This window comes from Armatimonadota bacterium (assembly GCA_016125185.1).
Lineage (GTDB): Bacteria > Armatimonadota > Fimbriimonadia > Fimbriimonadales > Fimbriimonadaceae > Fimbriimonas.
Genome location: WGMG01000007.1, coordinates 75507 through 94546, shown reverse-complemented (window position 1 = coordinate 94546; position 19040 = coordinate 75507). Strand labels below are relative to the sequence as shown.

The window sequence follows — 19040 nt, the reverse complement described above, 5'->3', positions numbered from 1 at the left end:
TTTTTTGAACTTAGTTCGCGGTTAGCGAACGATGACGATCGGAGTGATCTTTCGAACTCGCTCGCCATCGGCGCCTTCGGCGACGATTTCAGCTCGGTAGGTTCCCGGAGCGACGGCTCGGTTAGCCTTATCGCGGAGGTTCCAAACCACCTCGTTGTTTCCAGCTTGGTCGGCTCGACCAGACGAGAGGATCGCGACTTCCTTACCGGTTGCACCGAGGATTCGGACCGTCGTCGTGGCGTCAGAGCTGAGAGCATAGCTGACTCGAAGCGAACCGCTTGCTGCGCGGCTATCGCCAGTTACTACAACCGAACCGATGATCGCCTTCGAAACCGTTCCCGGTTCGATCTGAATCTTGAAGGCTCGGGTCGAGTTGGAAGTAGCCTGGAAGGTGTAACCGGAAACCTTTCGAAGGTCTCTGGTCTGACCGTTGGATACGTCGACCAATCGAACTCGGACATTCTTCGGAATCGTCGAGAGATTCGGCCAAGTCAGCGTCATCGTCTGCGGCTGAGTCGGATCAGCGAACGTCGATGTATCGACGGTCAGGTCAAATTCCTGCTTGCCGTTGACTTCGCTTAGAGATTGCGCCAGCTTCGTCGCCTGACCATTGATGGTCTTATTGACCGAGAGGCTGACCGCACCCTTGATCGGGGCCATCGGCGGCTCGTTGACTCGCAGAAGTTTGGCGTTGTCGGAACTGCTGGCGATGCCAACAAAGTTCTGATCGTCAACCGTGCTCTTACCGCGAACGGCGAGTTGGAGACGCCACTGCTTTGCGGTCTGCTGCCAGGTACCGGAGTTATCAGCTTCGCTTCGGACGCCAACCTTGTAGATCGGCGGGAATCGAAGGAACACGTCATCCGAAGCGTAGACGTAAACCCAGTAGCCTTTCTGCGGGGTTACCGTGTCCGTCGTCTTTTGGATGTAGCCGTAGTTCTGCGTGCCGGTATCCCAGTAAGCGAACGCACCGCTAATAATGCCCTGCTGAACGAGCTGAGCGTAGGTGTATGCCTGATTGGGGTTCGAGTTGCTGACACCAACGATTTCACCCAACTGGAACGAAACATGATATGGATTTCCGATCAGGTTCCAACCCGGCTTGAGGTCGACCAACGGAGCACCGCCGCTTCCATCGAACGTTGGTTGGTAGTCAGTCGGAGCCGTCGGATTGCCACCGAGAGCAAAACTCGTCGTGCCCAGCTTCGAAACGATCCAAGCGCCGCGGCCTCTCTCAGGACCGGTCGAGACAATGTAGCCCTTTTGGACCGGATCGTAAAAGAATGCCTGATAGTCGGCGTCCGGAGTCAGACCAAGAATTGCTTCCCAAGTCGGGGTCTCGAAAGTCCACGGTGAGGTGATCAAGTTGGCATCGTTCTCAAGGGTGAGCTTGGGTTGCGAAACGACCGTGATCGTACCAGTGACCGTCTTCTGAGGTCCAGGCGTCGGTGTGATACGGACTTGGTACGTCAAGTCGCCAGCCGCATAGTCATTTGCCTGAACGGTGAAGTCGACGAAGCCTTGGTTTCGTGCATCAATTCGATTGATCGTCTTGGTTGCACCACCAACCGCCGTCAGGCCATCGGGCAGAAGCAACTGGACTTGAACGTCTTGAAGCGGAATTTCCTGGTCGATCGTCGAGAAGCCTCGATTGTTGTCAACCCAGACTCGGATCGTGAACGGATTCTGCGCAAACTGGTTTGCGTCCGTGCTGGACAGGTTCACGACCTTCGGCGTGTCGACAACTACAGAGTAGGGCTTGCCATACAAGGAGTCGCCCCACGTCGAGCGGTAGAACGCGTTGATCGTTCGGCTGGAGCCGCCAGCAACAAGCTGGTTGTTCCAGAACTGAATGTAACCATCGTCACCAGCGAACAGAACGTCCGAAACCGGCTCTTGGAAGATGCGGTTCGGGAAGTCCGTCGGCTGAAGGAGCGGCGGCCAGCCAAGAAGGAAGAACGACTGACCGAGGACGAAGCTATCGGTAGGCGTCTGGCTCGCAGTTGGGGTGCTTGGGTCGGTCGTCGCATCGTCGGCTGTGTTCACAACCTGCAACCCGACGTCGTTCTGCTGATCCCAATTGAAGAACACCGATCCAGGGTAGCCGGACGGATCCGTCGTTCGGGTCCATCGGTGCTCTGTACGCGGCGGCTTGATGCCTGGTACCGTTACGTATGTACCGAGGCCCGGGGAGAGGCTTGGGCCTGTGCCACGGCTGTCAAGTGCGGTCTCGCTCAACAGGGCCACAGTTTGCCCGAATCCGAGAGCGATGTTGTGGCTAACCGTATCAATATTGGTTAAAGTCCACTGCAATCTGGCAGAATCGGCCACTATATCGCATCGAAGATCAATCTGTACATTTCCGTTCGTCGTCCGACCGTAGAAATAGGTATCCGATGCACCAGTGAACGACGTTTGGAAGGCGTTCGCGCCGAAGAGCGACGGCGTATCGTCTTCGCGGATGATGGCATAGCCCGACGAACCAACGACGCCGAAGTGCCAGCCCCAAGTGAATCCCATGTCGTCATCAAGCGAGGTTTGGATCGTTCCAGTCGTGCCAGCGCCAAATCCGATTCGCCCTGCGACATTGCCGGTGATTGCCGTCGAAAAACATCCCGGAGGGGTTGCCGTGACTGCACTGTAACCATAGGTGCCGCTGACGCCCATAAATGCGCCAAAGAGAGGGGTCTCGATGAACTGGACAAGGTAATCGGTTGATACGCGAGGCGACGGCCCGACGCACAGATCTCCCCAGTCAGCATGCGCCGAGGCAGCAAACACTGAAAAAAGCGCAATGGCTAGCAGATTTTTATTGATACGAAACTTGCTCATAGTAAGGCTTAGTTCGATTGATAGTCACTCCCCGCAGAAGGTTCCTTCTGCGGGGATATTTGTTACTTAGAGGGGCGGAGGAGGAGGGCTTCCCGGTCGGTTCAGCTGGTTGGCACTACTAAAGATGTAGCGATCCTGCGTGAACGCATCCTTAACGGGACCCGGGTTGTCGAGAACGTTCCTCGCACCAACTCGCCAGTAGATCACGCTAGCCGTTCGAACCGAAGAAGGCAACGACGTATCATTCGTCAGATCAATCGCAGACGAAGCCAACGTTCCAGTATCTCTCTTTTGGAAGAGCACCTTCTTATAGGTTGTAGCAGCCGTAAAGTTCAGCGTACTGGAGATTTGGAGTTCGTATTCGAACGTCTGGTCGTACGCCGGATTTGCCACGGAGTTGAACGTGAACTGCTGCTGAGTCGCCATCGTCGAGTTCGTCGCCGGAGCGATCAGTCCCGGAGGATTGATCGGCGTTGCGAAACCAATCGTCGGGGTTCGATCACTCAGGAAGTAGCACAGGGTGCTACCCGACGTTGTGGACGTACTCGTCGTACCGGTCGTCGAGGTAGTGCTTGTCGTACTCGTACTCGTCGTGCCAGTCGTCAAACTCGTGGTACTCGTCGTCGAAGTCGTACTCGTGGTACTCGTCGTCGACGTGCTCGTCGTGGCTGTCGTACCAGTCGAAGCCGTTGAGGTCGTTCCACCCGTCAGACCAAGGTCGGTCGAGGAAAGAGCGAAGACCAACTGGACTTCGTATTGGTAGGGTCGACCAGCAACCACACCTGCGATCGTCGTTTCACTCGTCGTGGAGTTACCATTACAGACCGTGAAGTTATTGGAAGGAAGAACCGTCCAGGTCACGTCGCGAGTCTGAGTGTCGTCCAAGACGAACGTGTTGACTCCAGCAACCGATCGAACTGCCGTATCCTGCAGATCGTTTCGGAAGATTTGCCAAGACTGACGAACCGAATTGCCCTTTGCATAGCCATTTGGCTTCCAAGAGATTCGGACAGAAGCACCGTTCGTCGGATCGGCATATGCTTCGGCAATCGGAGCAGCGATGGCATCGTTTCCGCCATGACCGCCGACCAAGAAGGCCACCAGACCGAGAACCAGAAGAGTCGTTACGAATCCGCTCGTATTCGATTTAGCCTTGGGCTTCACGACGACGGCGCCGCCGGAACCGGTCAGCTTCGGAGCAAGTTCCGGAACATCGAAGATCGCGCGGACCTTGTCACCTGGCTGAATGCCGAGTTCTTGTCGCGTCACCTTGAAGGTTGACTTGTCTGGCTGCACTTCGACAATTTCGCCGCTGCCGACTTGTTGTCGACCTCGGGTCACGATGACGTGCATACCCATCGTAAAGCCAGTTCGCGAACCGTTATTGATGAGCGCGGTCGTCGTTCCCGTATTGAGAACCGTACCGGTCGGCAAGGTTTGCTGCGCGATCTGGTTTGCGGCCAAGCTTGCGGCTTGACTCAGCGCATCATTGATGAGCACATCATCGGACGTGTCGCTCGATCGAACGATCGACGAAGCAGCAACTGCAGCTCCGTTCACGGGAAGTCCAGATGCAACGTCGTAGCAGATCACGCGGACTGCTGCGCGACCTTGCTTGCCTGCACCCGTCTTATCGATGCGATACTCTGCGATCTCACCGGTAACAATCGTTTGCACTTTGAGTTCGGCAGCGACGCGGAGGACATTCTGAATGTCCGGGAGCGGCTGAGTCAGACCCAGTCCCTCCACCGTGCGCTGCACAGACTCTGACGTTTCAAGGCTGTACTTACCCGTTAGCGAAAGGCTGCTGGTAAGCGCCTTTGCCGCTGACGCGCCAAAGGTTGTACCGGAAGCCTTCTTGTTGACGAAATCGACGACCGCCCAGCCTGGCAGACTTCTCAACTGGGCATAACCCTTCGTTGCAAGTCCCAGCACCATGTATGGCAATACAAGAGCTGCGACCAGCACATTGCTGATGATCTTTCCAGGCAAAGTTGCGATGAACCGTCTCACTGTGACGTCTCCTCCATAGCTGACTCGAATCTGCGGGCCCTCACCACGACAGATAGAACAACATTATATGCCGAAAATTTTACTTTCGAATGTGTTCTTTCCTTGAGCGAGATACCCATTTCCCTCATTTTGTATTCCTGTCACCTTTACAGGCAAAAACCTTCCCTTACACGACAGGTCGCTGGATTATATCATGAAAACCCTCAGGAAACTACAAGGGGTAAACCCCATCTTTTCGCTTCTTGCAGCAAACTTGCCCGGGTTTCAGGTTCACCGGTCTCGGTAGAGATGACCGCGTCAGCAAAAGCAAGGGCCACTTTTGAGTCTAACTGCCACGAAAACTGAGGGTAATCAGCTTGTTCGCCATAGCGATCCCTAAGTCGCTTCGACTGCGTTTCGTGAGTACAGAATGCGACCCAAATTGCATCAAACGCGACGTGGAGGCAGGCTTCGAAAAGGAGCGGAACCTCAATGACCGTGGCAGTGCTCGCCGCCAGTTCTTCGGCAATGGCCGGGTGCATGATCCGGTTGACGGCGCGACGATTCTTGTCGCTTGCAGCGATGAAATCGCGCAAAAAGACAGGTGAGATGGGTTCTTCGGACCCAGCCAGACTCATCAAGCGAGCCTGGATATTAGAATTCCATAAGATATCGCGGGCGATGGCATCCGCATTAATGACCGATGCCCCGCATTCGCGGAGCATCGTAAGAAGTGTCGACTTTCCCGACGCAATGCCGCCGGTTAGAGCGATTTTCATCCTGCCCTATAGCTTGGCAAGGACAACGGGCAAAAAACCCTACTCTTCGTCGGAATTTTTGAGAAGGCCCTTCAGCATGCCAAGGCGCTCGCCGATGGTTGCACCACCGGTCGCAGTACCGCGACGCGCTTCGTCGGCTTCGTCGTCTCGGCGTCGTCGACCACCCTTGCCACCTGGGCCGCTTCGCGGCTTGCGGTATTCCTCTTCCATCGAGAAGGAGCCGGGCGGGCGCGATTCGCCACCACTGAGAGCGCGCATGGAGAGCACCATTCGGCGCTCGTCGGCTCGGAGGTCGATGACTTGAATCTCGACTTCCTGGCCCTCTTCCACGACCTCTTGCGGCTTCTTGATCCGTCGGTAGCTCATTTCGCTAAGTGGAAGGAACGCTTCGGCTCCCTCATCCAACTTCACGAAGGCACCAGCTGGGACCAGACGACCGATCTTGACCATCATCTTCTGACCGATCTTGTAGTTCTGCTTGATCAGATTCCACGGATCAGGCAGGACCTGTCGGTGACCGAGAGAAATCTTGCCGGCGTTCTGGTCCAATCGAAGAACCATGACCGGGATTTCTTGACCCTCCTTGAAGATTTCCTTCGGATGGCTGATGCGAGCCCAACTCATCTCGGAAATGTGGAGGAGACCGTCGACGCCGCCGAGGTCGATGAACGCACCATAGTCGGTGAGTCGTCGAACCGTACCGGTGATGGTGTCGCCAACCTTGATGTTCTTGAAAATTTCGTCCTTCGCCGCGTTTCGGTTCTCTTCCTCAGCCTGTCGGTTGGAAAGAACCACCTTTTTGCGGTCTCGCTCAAGCTCGATAACCTTCAGCGAAAGCGTCTGGCCAACGAACTTGTCGATGTTTCGGAGCTTGCCGTTACCGACGTGGGTTGCCGGAACGAATCCGCGAACGCCTACGTCGACCACCAGGCCACCCTTGACCCGGTCCACGACCATCGCATTGATGGGAGAGCCCTCTTCGAAAGCGCGGATGATTCGATCCCACTGCTCTTCGAACTCGGCTCGCTTTCGCGAAACCGTCGGATTACCTTCGGAGCCGGTCGGGTTCAGAACCACGACCTGAAGCTTGTCGCCCGGATTGACGAATCCGATGGCGCTTGCAGGACTCTGATCGCTCAACTCGCTGAGCGGAATGACGCCTTCGGCTTTCGTACCGAGGTCAACAAAAACGCGGTCGTGCTCGACCTGAATAACGGTTGCTTCGAGACGATCACCCTTGCTAAGCCGCTTGTAGGTTACATCGGTGTTCGCATCTGCCTCACCACCCTCGAGCGCGTTCATGTACTGCTCGAAGAGGTCGCCATCGTCGGCCGTCGATACGCCTTCGCTGGTTGCAGCTTCTTCCGTTGCAGCCGCAGGCTCAACAGGAGCCGCTTCTACGGCGGGGGCGGCAGGAGCTTCTTCGGCTACCGGAGTCGGTTCGGCAGGAGCAGGCTCCTCAGCCGGCGCAGCCGCTTCGGGCTGGGCAGTCTCTTCGGCAGCGGCTACAGGCTCGCTGGTCATCTCGGCGGTTTCGGGAGCCGTCGGCTCCTCGGTCTGGGCGTCGGACACCACGGCCGGACTCTCCTCCGGCTGTTGAGCCTCGTTTTCGCTCACAGGTGTCTGGGTTTCGTCAATCGTCATAAAGTTCTCGGATCAAGGCGCGATGGTGCGCGAACTAAGACTTTACCTCATGTCAAGTCTAGAAATGTTTGCTAGTTACGATTCCAAAGCGCGATTTGGTTGTAAAGTTCCCTGTACTTTTTATGGTAGCTCACGTAAGAACGTTCTGACGGAAAAACTGTGTCTTTTATTTTGACGGTCGCCTTGCACGCTTCGGACGTCGAGCCCCAAACGCCAATGCCAACACCCGCCAAAATTGCTGCACCAAAGGCCGGCCCCTCGTCGATTTCGAGCCGATTGCACGGAGTCTGGAACGCATCGGCGATCATTTGAACCCAAAAGTCGCTCTTGCTTCCACCCGAGGTGACATTGATGGACGCCGCTTCGGCTCCTAAACTCTTGAGAAGTTCGAAGCCATCGAGCAAGCCGAATGTGACGCCTTCGAAGACGGCGCGGCAGATGTCGGCTTTGTTGGTCGCCAGGGTCATTCCGGCCAGAACTCCCTTGGCGTGGGGGTCGTTGTGGGGACATCGCTCACCCGCCAAATACGGCAAAAATGTCGTGCCGTTGGACCCAACCGGGGCGGTCGCAGCTAGAGCAGCGATAGCATCGTAAGACTCACCCGGGCAGAAAACGTCGCGGAACCAGCGCAGGGCTCCGCCACAACTGAGCATGACGCCCATCGCATGCCAAGATCGGTTGGCGTGACAGAATGTGTGGGCGGCACCGCGAGGATCGTAGGACGGCCCCGGTATGGACGTGAAGACGACGCCGCTGGTGCCCAGGCTCACCGAAATCGTTCCGACATCGACAGCCCCAGTGCCAACGGCGGCGGCAGCTTGATCGCCTCCGCCACCGACCACAGGAATCCCGGCGGCAAGGGATTCCCCCTCATTGGTCGTTCCCGTGACTTCGTCGGATTCGTAGACCTTGGGAAAGATTGAGGGGTCGAGTTTGAGGCTCTGCATCATGGCTTCGGACCACGCTCGGTTTGGGACGTCGAGGATGCCGGTGCCGCTTGCATCGCTGACCTCGGTTGCCTTGACGCCAGTCAGCTTAAACCGGATGTAGTCCTTGGGGAGAAGGACTGATCGGAGGCGGGCAAAGTTTTGGGGCTCGTGGTTGCGAAGCCACAGGATCTTGGGGAGCTGAAATCCGGTTAGAGCCGGGTTGCAGGTGATGCGCATCAGTTCGTCATGCCCGATGGACGATTCGATCTCTTCGCACTCGGCGACTGTCCGCTGGTCGTTCCAAAGTAGGGCGGGACGGATGACCTTATCGTTTTCGTCGAGGAAGACTGAACCGTGCATTTGCCCGGTTACGCCGATGGCGTCGGGGTTCCTTTCACCGATCTCGGCCAAGCACTTTTGTACGCCAGCCCACCAATCTTCAGGGTTCTGTTCGGTCCACATCGGCTGGGGCGTGGCCAGTGGGTACTCCGCTCCCGCCTGCTTCAGCAGGGTTCCCTTTTCGTCGATAAGCACCACTTTGCAACCCGACGTTCCGATGTCGATTCCGAGCAATCTCGCCACGGTATCAGCATAGCAAGAATCCAGAGCCGCGCGAAAGATACACTGTCTGCCGTGCGCAGAGCCGTTATCGATGTCGGATCAAATTCCGTGCTTCTTCTTGTTTCGGAGGATCGCGACGGCGTCTGGGTTCCGATTCATGAAAACACGTCGGTGACGGCCTTGGGTGAAGGGACCAAGCAGACAGGTTTGCTCTCGGAGGCGGCGATGGAACGGACGCTCGCGGCGGTGCATTGGTTTTCGAACGAAGCAAAGGGACTGGGGGTCGAGGAGGTCGTCTTTGGAGCAACGATGGCGGCGCGGATTGCGACGAATCGCGACGACTTTCTTGCTCGGGCGGCTCGCCAAGGCACGCCGATGATGATTTTGTCTGGTGAGCAAGAGGCCCAACTTGGCTTTGAGGCAGTCGTGAACGATCCAGCTTTTCGCGATCAGGATCGAATTTCGATCGTCGATCCCGGCGGCCACAGCACCGAACTCGTGACGGCGGACCGAGTGGGGAGCGAGTGGAACGTCGAGTTTCGACGCAGTTATCCGGTTGGCAGCTTGGCGCTCAAGTCGACGATTTTCCCGAACGAGCGAAGCGGCGGGCTGGAAATGCTGAAAGGAGCGGCAGCTTTAGACGAGGAGATCGGCCTTTGCTACCGACCGAACGCCTGCGGGACGGTAGTGGTGCTTGGCGCGGCGGGGACGAACCTGGTTTCACTTCGGGAAAAGCTGTCCGAATGGAGACCCGATATCGTTCACGGGGCGATTCTTACTTACGAAGAGATCAGCCGGGCGGTCGGAAATTTGATGCCGATGAGCGATGGAGAGCGTGCAGATCTGGTCGGAATGGAAAAGGGGCGGGAGAAGACCATCCACCTAGGAGCCCTGATCCTGGAGCGATTTCTTTTCGCTCTTCGAGCCGAGTTTTGCTACGTCAGTGTGCGGGGCTGGCGGCACGCACTACTAGAAAATCCACGACTAGAATCGATTTCGAGTTAACCGCTATAACCTTTTCATGAAGCTGACGGGCCCAAGGAGGGTTGTGGCGGGTGCGGTCATGACCGGCTTTCTCGGGCTGATCGGGTATGTCGGCCATGGTCGAGTTCACATTGGAGGCATGCACTCGAATAAACTTCCGGCCGCATCGGGTCCGGCTGCCCAGAATTCGCCGGACGACACGCCGATTCACATTAACTCGGCAACGGCGCACGACTTCGAGAGGTTGCCAGGTATCGGCCCTTCGCTGTCTCAGCGGATTGTGGATTACCGGAACACGAACGGACCGTTCCAATCGGTCGATGACCTACGGAACGTCAAGGGCATTGGGCCGAAGCTTTTCGGCAAAATAAGTTCGTGGCTAGCCCTTTGAATCGCATTGTCGCCGTTCCGAATTGGTCCTTTTGCGATGGTGAGTTGGCCGAGCAAGCTCAACGGCTTTTGTCGGACCGTGGCTTGACGGTGCACTACTGCCAAGGGGACGCGGACCATCATCGGACAGTTACGGCCTTTTCCGGCGATCAGCCGGACGTCCTTTCAGCGGCCACCGGGCTTGGGCGATTGATTCTTCCTCATATCGATTTGCATGTTCGGTCGGGGGTTCATCCGCGAGTCGGGGCCCTAGACGTCATGCCTTTCGTTCTGCTCGATGGCGACGAATCGATGTTGATTACGGACTGCCGCGGGTGGGCGCAGGCATTCTCCGACGAGTTCGAGGTTCCGGTTCATTTGTACGAGAAGACGGCATTGCCGGGTCGCGAGCATCGGCTTCCTTACCTGCGGGGGCAGGTCGCTGGACCACCGATTGAACTCAACCGACCGGTTCATCCCAAATGGGGTGCTTCCGTCGTTGGCGTGCGAAACTTTCTGCTTGCCGCGAATATCGACGTTGCGACAACTGACCTCGGTCTCGTTCGGCGGGCGGCGAGGCGAATCCGCGACGAGCGAGACGCGGGAGTTGACGCGCTACGTGGGGTGCGAGCGTTGGGATTTGAACTTCGGTCGCGGGGCATGACGCAACTGAGCCTGAATCTGACGGAGCCGGACCAGACCTCATTCGACGAGGTGTATGCCTATTGTCTGGCGGCGTTGGACGACTTCGGAGCGACGATTGTGGGCACGGAATTGATCGGCGTGATCCGGGAGCGCGACCTGCCCGGAGCGAAGCGATTGCAGATCGATCCACGTCAAGTCGTGAGGGAATCTGCCACCATTAGATAGTGGCGAAGTATCGACTTGGGATTCTTGGTGGCGGTCAATTGGCGCGCATGTCGGTCATGGCGGCGCAGAGAATGGGCGTTTCGGTCGTCTCGCTGGACGAGGACCCGGAGTCGCCTGCGGCGCAAGTTGGACCAGCGATTACCGGTTCGATTCACGACGCAGACGCCATCGCACGACTCATGACCGAGTGCGAGTTCGTCACCTTCGAAAACGAATTCATTCGGGCCGACACACTTCGGTCGGCTTGCGAAAAGGTGGGATACGAGCCCGACCGTGTCGTGCCGGGCATCGACACGTTGGCAACCATCCAAGATAAGCTCCATCAGCGGGAGGCTTACGAGCGAGCCGGAGTGCCCTCACCACGAGCGGTTTCGGCCGATCTCGCCGAGATGATCGAGTTTCCGTGCGTGCTGAAGGCTCGCTTTGGCGGATACGACGGCAAAGGGACGCGCTATGCAAAGACCGAAGAGGATTATCAGGCGCTGGAGCCGTTTTGGTCGGATGGAGGGTGGTTGGCCGAAGAGCTTGTGGAGTTCGGCGAAGAGATGGCCGTGATGGTGGTCGCGACCCGTGAAGGCGAAACCGGCACCTTCCCCGCCGTCTACACGCGGCAGAAGAATTACGTTTGCGACCTTGTGTACCCATGCACCGATCCAGAGATTTCGGCAGAAGCTCAGCGCGTGGCGACCGAAGCGGTGAAGGCGGTCGCCGGTGTCGGGCTGTTCGGAGTCGAACTCTTCCTTGAAGCCAATAATCGCATTAGCGTCAACGAAATTGCTCCTCGGCCCCACAACACAGGGCATTATTCGCTGGACTGGGGTGGGATGTCGCAGTTCGAAGCCCACGTTCAGGTTGTGCTGGGCAGCTTTTCGGGCGTTCGATCAGGGGTCCCCGCTTGCATGGCGAACGTTCTGGGCATCGACGATGCCAAAGATTTGAAGCGAGCCATCGACGCGGTGTGCCGGGAGCACCCCGAAGCACGGTTCCACTGGTACGGCAAAAAGCAGGCAAAGGCGGGCCGCAAGATGGGTCACATCAACGTGTGTGGAAGCGGCGACATCATCGACTATGCGGAGCGGGCCCGAGAGACCTTTTTGACCACCTGGAGCCAGTCGTGAAGAGAGCTATTGTCATCGTCCTCGATGGATGCGGCGCGGGAGCCGCGCCCGACGCCGAAAAGTTTGGCGACAGCCAGCGAGACAACACGCTGAAGAACGTTTGGGATCATGTCGGTGGGATCGACGCCCCGAACCTGATCGCGTGCGGTTTCTTCACCGGAGCTGGGAATCCGGCGACGCCAGGTCGAGACGGGTTGGACGTGCGGTACGGGCGGCTATTGCCGGAATCACAAGGTAAGGATTCGGTGACGGGCCACTGGGAGATGATGGGAATCGTCACTCATAAAGCTTTCCCGACCTATCCGAACGGTTTTCCCGACGACCTCGTCGAACAATTTGAGTCGCGGATTGGACGAAAAGTGCTGGGTAACAAAGCGGCCAGCGGGACCGTGATCATTTCGGAACTCGGTGCGGAGCATCTGGCGACTGGCTCGCCGATCCTGTACACCAGCGCGGACAGTGTTTTCCAGATTGCCTGCCATGAACAGGTTGTTCCGATCAAACAGCTTTATGACTTTTGCCGCATCGCCCGCGAAATCTGCGTCGAACCCAATAACGTTCAGCGCGTGATCGCTCGGCCATTTATCGGTTCGGCAGAAGCAGGATTTACGCGCACCGAGCGGCGCAAGGACTTCCCTGTCGTCCCGCCCCATAACTTGGTGGACGACGTCAGCAACGTCTTTGGGATCGGAGTCGTGCCGGAACTCTTCGATGGCCGCGGATTTCGACCGGTCAAGCGCACTCAGTCCAACCCCGAGCACGCCGAGATGCTGAAGCGGGCGCTAGCATCCGACGCGCGATTTATTTTTGCGAACTTCGAAGACACCGACATGCTCTTCGGCCACCGCAACAACCCGGACGGGTTTGCGCACTGCTTGGAGGAATTCGACAAGACGCTCGGCGGCGTTCTCGATCAAATGTCAGGCGATGATTTGTTGATTCTTACCGCCGACCATGGCAACGATCCAACGAGCCCATCGACCGATCATTCGCGGGAATACAGTCCGCTGAGCGTGGTGGCGAAAGGACCGACGTCCGTTCATGAAGTCCAGGGCAAGACCCTCGGCTACATCGGCGAGACGGTTGCGAACTGGCTGTCGATCAAGTCTTAGAGGACGAAGTTGAGTGTCCACGTGGCAAGGTCGCCGCGGATCAGTCCTGCGGTTAGATATGCCTTCTTGGAGCCGACGTGGAATTCGGTCGCGAATCCGAAATTCCAGTTGAACGTGTCGTACTCGCCGAAGAAGCGGGACCGATCGCCGATCATTCGCGAGTAGGACCCGAATGGCCCACGATATCGTGTAGTGCCGTATCCGGCAGTGAAATAGCTGTTGTCCGGCAAAGCCTTGGTGCCCACGACGAAGAAAGATTCGCTATTTTTGGCGTCCTCGACCGGGAGATTGTCGCCCGCGGCCTGGCCACGGTCGGTGATGTTGTGGACACCGAGGCTCCAAGTCGCGCCCTTCCAGTCGTTTGCGAAGGTGAATTGCAGATGCTGGACCGAGTCGCCCGCCGGGCTCATCACGAGGTGGGACAGCGTGACGTTGCCCCACGGCGTCTTGACCGCCCCGACCACCTGGCCGGTGCCGTCGCTCTTTTGGTTGTTCGCGCCGAACTGTGTGTTCACCCATCGAAACGACCGGTCGAAGCTTCGCGAGGCCCCACCTAGCACAAGCTGACCGGGTTTGAGGGTGTAGGCGATAGGCGTAGAGAGCGTCAGCGCGCCGTGAATATCGACTACGCCGTCGCGGAGGACGGGAAAGCCATTGCCACTCAGGCCCGCCATGTCGCGGAACTGGGGAAAGGTGCGGGGTCCGCCGATGGACTGCGCGAATACGACAACAGGACAACAAGCCACTGCGGCGAGGCACGCCTTACGAACCATTTGGACTCCCGATCACGTAAAATGACGATACCCGGAGAGACCTTTGACTGTTGACCAAGCGGCGCCGAAAAGCCTACGACTCTCTACCGTGCTGGCCAACTGTCTCCTCGTATTTACCATCTTCCCATACATTGCGCCGGTGCCGATGAAATCCGACGTGCAGGTCATGGCGACGGTGTGCGCCGTGCTCTTTCTCGCCGTTCGGTGCTACTTCGACCGGGAACAGCTTCGAATCACGTGGTCCGAGTTCGGCATCTTCTTCATCGCGATGCTGTACCTCTGCTACGCCAACCCGGAGGCGTGGAAGGATTGGAGCGACGTGGTGCGCAAGACGGCGGCGATGATCCTGGGCTTTTTTGTGTATTTGGCGGCAAAGCTGGGCTACAAGGATTTTTCGTCACGCGTCGTGATGTGGGCGGCTGTCGTGCACCTTTTGGCTGCGCTCGCGCAGGCATTCGCGCCTTCGTTGCATGAGGCGGTCGTGGCTCCGCTGATGAGCCAGGTTCGCGGCGCAGAAGACCGTGGCGTCGGCGGAGCTTGTAGCGAGCCAAGCTTTTTGGCGAACATTGGCGTGCTTTTGCCGATCCTAGCGTGGATCATCGGGAGCAACGGCAACGTGCCAATGACGAAGAGCAAATGGCGGATTCTCTGGTTCATCGTGCTGGGGTTGGTCGCCCTATCGCAGGCCGCGACGGCCACGATCTACGGAATCGTGACACTAGTGGTTTACAGCATTTCGAAGGGCTTTAAGTCAGGCTTGATCGCGGTTTCGGCAACGGCGGTTTGCTGTTTCGCGTTGGTGGCGGCGGGTCCGTCGCTCCCAAAATCGCGCGCTACCGAACTTGCGCAGGTCGTGATTGCCAATCCGAGGCTGATCATCGAGGATCCGTCGGCGAGCATGCGCTTGGTGGGTCACTACCTCTCAGGTCCGTCCCTGCTAGAGAAACCCTTTGGGAATGGGGAGGTAAAGCTCGACACCGACTACTTCTGGTTCCTGTGGAATAAGTACGACCTCGATTCTTGGTATGAGATCGATGTCTCGCGGATGTCGGGTCAATACTATGCGCTGGGCTATGGCCTGACGGATTTTGGCGCGAGTTGCTTCCGCATGGGGTGGTTCTTCATCGCCATCCTGGTTTATTGGCTCAGCCAATATCGCGGTACGCGCTACTCGGCGACAGTCATCGCCTTCGTGGCATTAGGCGTGCTGAGTTCGATTCCGATCGTCTTTCCGGCCTATTGGCTGTTGTTGGGATGCGTTCAGGCCGAGCGCGAGCGGCGCGAAAACCTGGCCAACATTCCCCAAACTCTTTGATGCTCGGGACTGCCCATGAGGTGGCCCACGCCGAAGAACGCGAGCAGGCAGACGGCGAGCGACAGCGGCAGAACGATGAGCGAAGTGAGCTTGCTCTGCATCGGTACAGCGGTACGAATGGCAAATCCCAGTAGGACAAGAATGCCGGTCGTGGCGGCCAGACGCCCGACGAATCGACCAACCTTTGGCCATTCGAAATGGCCATGATCCTTGGCGAAGAGGACGGTGATGGCGAGGGTGGCGTGAAGCGTCCACGCGGAGACGAACGACATTCCGAACCCATTAAGGCCGTACTTCGGTGTCAGGACGGAGCAGAAGGTCAGATACATCACGAAGTTGAGCGTGCTGAGGCCGGCGGCTTCGATCATGCGCTTGTCGGCCAGGAAAACACGCACCATCAGCATGCTGAGGACCATGAAGATCGAGCCGGGAATGTTGAACATTAGCAAACCGGCAAGGTGCTGAGAGTCATCGGGGCCGAATTGGCCGCGCTGGAGAAGCAGGGTGATGACCGGCAGGCGGAAGATGAAAATCCAAAGAGCGACAGGCACCAGGAGGGTGAGCGCGTAACGAAAGAGTGTCTGTGCGCGAACCGAGAATCGCTCGCGGTTAGCTTCGGCGCTATGGGTGGCGAGCTCGGGAATGAGGACGCCGAACGGACCGAGCGCTACGATGACGGCCAACGTCGAAATGATGCGCGTCGAGTATCCGAGGATCGACAGAACGCCTTCGCCCGCTTTCGGGCCCAGGTAGGCATCGATGACGGGAAACGAATAGAGGCTCATGACGGCGAGAGCCGTAAACGGAATTCGCTTCAAGAATGCTCGGAACATCGAGAAGTCGAACTGGCGGACGAGGTACTCGCGCTGACGGAAAATGCGAAGCGGAATCACGAGCAGGTACCCGATCAGCGTTGCTCCCGCGATGGCGGGTCCGCCCAGTCGCTGGCCAAGGAAGAACACCGAGCACGACGTGAGCAGGTAGGCAGGCAGGTAGGCCAGGACCGGGAATACGAAGGAACGATTCGCATTGAACAGCGCGTCGGAGAGGGCGGTGATGAAGAAGACCGCGCACGAACACCACGATAGGGTTGCGGCCCATACAGCTTCGGGGCGGTACGTGCCAAACTGCGACGTGTGGATCAGCGGCCAGACATGGGCTGTAAGTCCGACGGTGAGCGTCACGAGCGAGAGGCCGAGGCACCCCACGAGTAGGCCCATCATCTTCGGCTTCAACGATTCGTCGTGTACCGCTTCGTGCACGATGTGGGGAACAACCGCGTAGACGAACACCGCGCCGATAAGGTTATTGATGGTGAGCGGAACGTTCGCACCAGCCAGGTAGGCGTCCATGCGGGCACCGGCACCGAAGGCCCGGGCGATCAGAAGTTGGTTGAAGAAGCTAACGAGATAGACAAAAATGGAGCCCAGCGAAACCTGGATCGAGGCGCGTTGGAGGCTCATGCCGATTGCGACTTGCGGAAGCGGGCGAACCCGACGATCATGGAGATCGTGAAGACGACGCCCATCGCGGCCAGAACGGGAATTCGATACCGCTTGTTAACCGGCTTGCGCTCGATATAGGGCGGATCGAGCACGCTCCAGCGAACCTTGCTTACCTCGGCTTCGATCTTGGCTTGTTCGTACTGAGCGCGTAGGTTCGTGACCACCTTGCGGAGGGTGAGAACTTCGGTGACTTCTCGGCCAAGTTTAAGCCCTTCTTCGGGAGCGACTTTCGCGAGTTCGCGGGCTTGGGCGGTTTGGTATTCAAGGAGAATTCGCTTCGATTCCAGCGTCGCCAGAGTAGGATCGAGGTTCTTGTTGACCGACGTCAGATACTTCTTCACGTCGTTCTGATACTGTTCCTTGGTCTGCTCTTCGATGCGCTTGAGACGCACGACCTCGGGATTCTCCTCGGCCATCGTCGTTCGCGCTACGCGGAGCCGATATTCGACCTCGCTTAGCTTTTTCTGCCAGGCCACGGCAGGCGGAATGGCGGACGGAACGGACGTATCAGCGGCGGCAGTTTCGAGCTGGTCCCGAAGCGCCTTTAGCTGCGTCTTGACTCCGCCCAACTGCATTTCAAGCTTTTGATAAGCTTCGAGATAGGCGACGATAGACTGCGGGTCGGTTGGGTCCGACGCTGTCTTCATTGTCTTCTGCAGAGCGAGAAGTTTGTCTTCCTCAGATGCCAGATCCTTTTCTTTCTTCTTCAGTTCCTTCCCAAGTTCGACGGCTTGGCGGGTGCCAACGCTGAAATTGAACTGCTCGTCGAGTTCACCGAGTTTGTCGATGGTGAATTGGAGAAGATCGAGAATCTTCTTTTGGTCGGTCGAGTCGTAGGAGATCACCAGTTGGTTGGTCTGGCTTTCGTCGGTGACCTGGAATTCGTATTCGAATTTATGCCAATCGAGGCCGAACTTGTCGATGATGGCGCGGGTCTCGCGGTCGGACATCACCACGCCCTTGATCGTTCTCAGGGGAGTCGCGGCACTGGCATTCAGCACGGCCAACTGGCTCAGCGAGGCGCTGACGTTGGGTGTGATGACGAGAATCGAGGTGGTCCCCCGGTATTTGGTCGCGGCAAAGTATTCCTTCGCCGCCGCTCCGACTCCGGCCAACAGGGTGAGCAGGCAAATAGAGCGCCAGTACCGTTTGAACACGGCAAGAAGTTCGTCGACGGTGATACTTTTGCGCTCCACGGTGTCGTCGGTAACTCCCTCTAGAAGGCGAAGGATACCCGAAGGAGCCTGGTAAACTAACCAGGTTCATTTGAATTCGCCAGTCTGGGCTGAATTCACCCTGAGTCAGCAAGATGGATTTGGCAGGTAAGAAAATCGTCATTACCGGGGCAACCGGTTTCCTCGGCACCCACCTTCAAGAGAGTCTGACGAGCAAGAGGCTAACGTTCACTCCGCTTGGGAGCCAGGACTACGATCTGACGGTCCAAACGCAGGTGGAGAGCCTATTTCGAGACCACAAGCCAGAGGTGCTTTTCCACTTCGCCGGTTATTCGGGCGGCATCAAAACCAACAAGGAACGACCGGCCGAGTTCTACCAGCGAAATATTTTGATGAACACGCTGACCCTGGACGCGGCGCACCGGAACGGGGTGGAGAAAATGATCTGCGTGATGGGCGGCTGCTCTTACCCCGCGACCGCGCCGAACCCGATCCCCGAGACCGAGATGTGGAATGGCTATCCGCAATTTGAGAGCGCGCCGTACTCCACTGCCAAGAAAATGCTCCTGGTGGCGAGCGAAGCTTATCGCCGCCAATACGGATTCAACAGCATTGTGATGATTCCGGGCAATGTGTACGGGCCTTACGACAATTTCAACCTAAACGACTCTCATGTGATCCCGGCGTTGGTTCGCAAAATCTATGAGGCAACCCGGGACCAGACGCCGTCGCTGACGATGTGGGGCACGGGAGCGCCGGTACGCGACTTCATCTACGCCCGCGACGCGGTCGACGGGGTGGTGAAGGCCGCCGAGGACTACGATTCCAGCGAGCCGATCAATATTTCGTCGGGCAAGCCGGTGACAATCCGCGAATTGGTGGAGACGACAGTCGCATTGACAGGTTTTCAGGGTGAAGTGATCTGGGACACGGACAAGCCAGACGGCCAAATGTTCAAGGGCTTCGATGTGACCCGCATGCACGAATGGCTGGGTTACGACGCCCCGACGTCGCTCGCTGACGGTCTGAAGCTGACAGTGGATTGGCTGAAGGAAAACTACGCGACCGCGAGGCTGTAAGGG

General features: G+C 57.6%; 15 protein-coding genes. 7 read left to right on the top strand and 8 right to left on the bottom strand.

Features of this window, described 5'->3' with window-relative positions; all coding sequences use genetic code 11:
- Nucleotides 1–21 precede the first annotated feature (21 nt).
- From GC165_17975 to xylB, 5 genes are all read right to left on the bottom strand, one after another.
- Nucleotides 22–2832, bottom strand: coding sequence for a hypothetical protein (locus GC165_17975; GenBank protein ID MBI1334759.1), 2811 nt, complete (start codon nucleotides 2830–2832; stop codon nucleotides 22–24).
- A 66-nt stretch (nucleotides 2833–2898) separates the two neighbouring features.
- A complete protein-coding gene (locus tag GC165_17970) occupies nucleotides 2899–4845 on the bottom strand; it encodes a hypothetical protein (GenBank protein ID MBI1334758.1) in 1947 nt (648 codons plus the stop codon).
- A 203-nt stretch (nucleotides 4846–5048) separates the two neighbouring features.
- Complete coding sequence (coaE, locus tag GC165_17965; protein ID MBI1334757.1) at nucleotides 5049–5603, bottom strand: dephospho-CoA kinase; 555 nt, start codon at nucleotides 5601–5603, stop codon at nucleotides 5049–5051.
- 39 nt (nucleotides 5604–5642) lie between these two features.
- Nucleotides 5643–7247: a 30S ribosomal protein S1 gene (gene rpsA / locus GC165_17960; protein ID MBI1334756.1), complete on the bottom strand. Its 1605-nt coding sequence runs from the start codon at nucleotides 7245–7247 to the stop codon at nucleotides 5643–5645.
- A 71-nt stretch (nucleotides 7248–7318) separates the two neighbouring features.
- Nucleotides 7319–8758, bottom strand: a complete 1440-nt coding sequence (gene xylB / locus GC165_17955; protein ID MBI1334755.1) for a xylulokinase — start codon at nucleotides 8756–8758, stop codon at nucleotides 7319–7321.
- Between xylB and GC165_17950 the strand changes: the two genes are divergently transcribed.
- From GC165_17950 to GC165_17930, 5 genes are read left to right on the top strand one after another with little or no spacing between them, the layout of a single operon-like run.
- Nucleotides 8594–9742, top strand: a complete 1149-nt coding sequence (locus tag GC165_17950) for a hypothetical protein (protein ID MBI1334754.1) — start codon at nucleotides 8594–8596, stop codon at nucleotides 9740–9742. The two genes, xylB and GC165_17950, sit on opposite strands and share 165 nt — an antisense overlap.
- A gap of 16 nt (nucleotides 9743–9758) precedes the next feature.
- Entirely contained in the window at nucleotides 9759–10112 is a 354-nt protein-coding gene (locus GC165_17945) for a hypothetical protein (protein ID MBI1334753.1), read from the top strand.
- Nucleotides 10097–10960 carry a hypothetical protein gene (locus tag GC165_17940; protein MBI1334752.1) on the top strand — a complete coding sequence of 288 codons (864 nt, stop codon included), beginning with the start codon at nucleotides 10097–10099 and terminating at the stop codon, nucleotides 10958–10960. Before GC165_17945 ends, GC165_17940 begins: the two co-directional genes overlap by 16 nt.
- Entirely contained in the window at nucleotides 10960–12078 is a 1119-nt protein-coding gene (locus GC165_17935) for an ATP-grasp domain-containing protein (GenBank protein MBI1334751.1), read from the top strand. Before GC165_17940 ends, GC165_17935 begins: the two co-directional genes overlap by 1 nt.
- Complete coding sequence (locus tag GC165_17930; protein ID MBI1334750.1) at nucleotides 11775–13190, top strand: phosphopentomutase; 1416 nt, start codon at nucleotides 11775–11777, stop codon at nucleotides 13188–13190. Before GC165_17935 ends, GC165_17930 begins: the two co-directional genes overlap by 304 nt.
- On the opposite strand, the gene GC165_17925 is transcribed toward GC165_17930, so the two are convergent.
- Nucleotides 13187–13963 (bottom strand): hypothetical protein, encoded by a 777-nt coding sequence (locus GC165_17925; GenBank protein ID MBI1334749.1) that lies wholly within the window; start codon nucleotides 13961–13963, stop codon nucleotides 13187–13189. The two genes, GC165_17930 and GC165_17925, sit on opposite strands and share 4 nt — an antisense overlap.
- 145 nt (nucleotides 13964–14108) lie before the next feature.
- On the opposite strand from GC165_17925, the gene GC165_17920 reads away from it, so the two are divergent.
- Nucleotides 14109–15278, top strand: a complete 1170-nt coding sequence (locus GC165_17920) for a hypothetical protein (protein MBI1334748.1) — start codon at nucleotides 14109–14111, stop codon at nucleotides 15276–15278.
- Here GC165_17920 and GC165_17915 read toward each other — a convergent pair.
- On the bottom strand, nucleotides 15224–16741 hold the full coding sequence (locus tag GC165_17915) for a hypothetical protein (GenBank protein ID MBI1334747.1): 1518 nt from the start codon (nucleotides 16739–16741) through the stop codon (nucleotides 15224–15226). The genes GC165_17920 and GC165_17915 overlap by 55 nt on opposite strands.
- Complete coding sequence (locus GC165_17910; protein MBI1334746.1) at nucleotides 16738–18015, bottom strand: hypothetical protein; 1278 nt, start codon at nucleotides 18013–18015, stop codon at nucleotides 16738–16740. The genes GC165_17915 and GC165_17910 overlap by 4 nt, the downstream gene beginning before the upstream one ends.
- Before the next feature lie 77 nt (nucleotides 18016–18092).
- Here GC165_17910 and GC165_17905 point away from each other — a divergent pair, with 77 nt between their 5' ends.
- A complete protein-coding gene (locus GC165_17905) occupies nucleotides 18093–19037 on the top strand; it encodes an NAD-dependent epimerase/dehydratase family protein (GenBank protein MBI1334745.1) in 945 nt (314 codons plus the stop codon).
- Nucleotides 19038–19040 lie beyond the last annotated feature (3 nt).

Coding starts and splice junctions, on each gene's coding strand:
- GC165_17915 (MBI1334747.1), bottom strand. CDS start 16,741: ATGAGCCTCCAACGCGCCTCGATCCAGGTTTCGCTGGGCTCCATTTTT.
- GC165_17905 (MBI1334745.1), top strand. CDS start 18,093: ATGGATTTGGCAGGTAAGAAAATCGTCATTACCGGGGCAACCGGTTTC.
- GC165_17945 (MBI1334753.1), top strand. CDS start 9,759: ATGAAGCTGACGGGCCCAAGGAGGGTTGTGGCGGGTGCGGTCATGACC.
- GC165_17975 (MBI1334759.1), bottom strand. CDS start 2,832: ATGAGCAAGTTTCGTATCAATAAAAATCTGCTAGCCATTGCGCTTTTT.
- coaE (MBI1334757.1), bottom strand. CDS start 5,603: ATGAAAATCGCTCTAACCGGCGGCATTGCGTCGGGAAAGTCGACACTT.
- GC165_17925 (MBI1334749.1), bottom strand. CDS start 13,963: ATGGTTCGTAAGGCGTGCCTCGCCGCAGTGGCTTGTTGTCCTGTTGTC.
- GC165_17920 (MBI1334748.1), top strand. CDS start 14,109: ATGAAATCCGACGTGCAGGTCATGGCGACGGTGTGCGCCGTGCTCTTT.
- rpsA (MBI1334756.1), bottom strand. CDS start 7,247: ATGACGATTGACGAAACCCAGACACCTGTGAGCGAAAACGAGGCTCAA.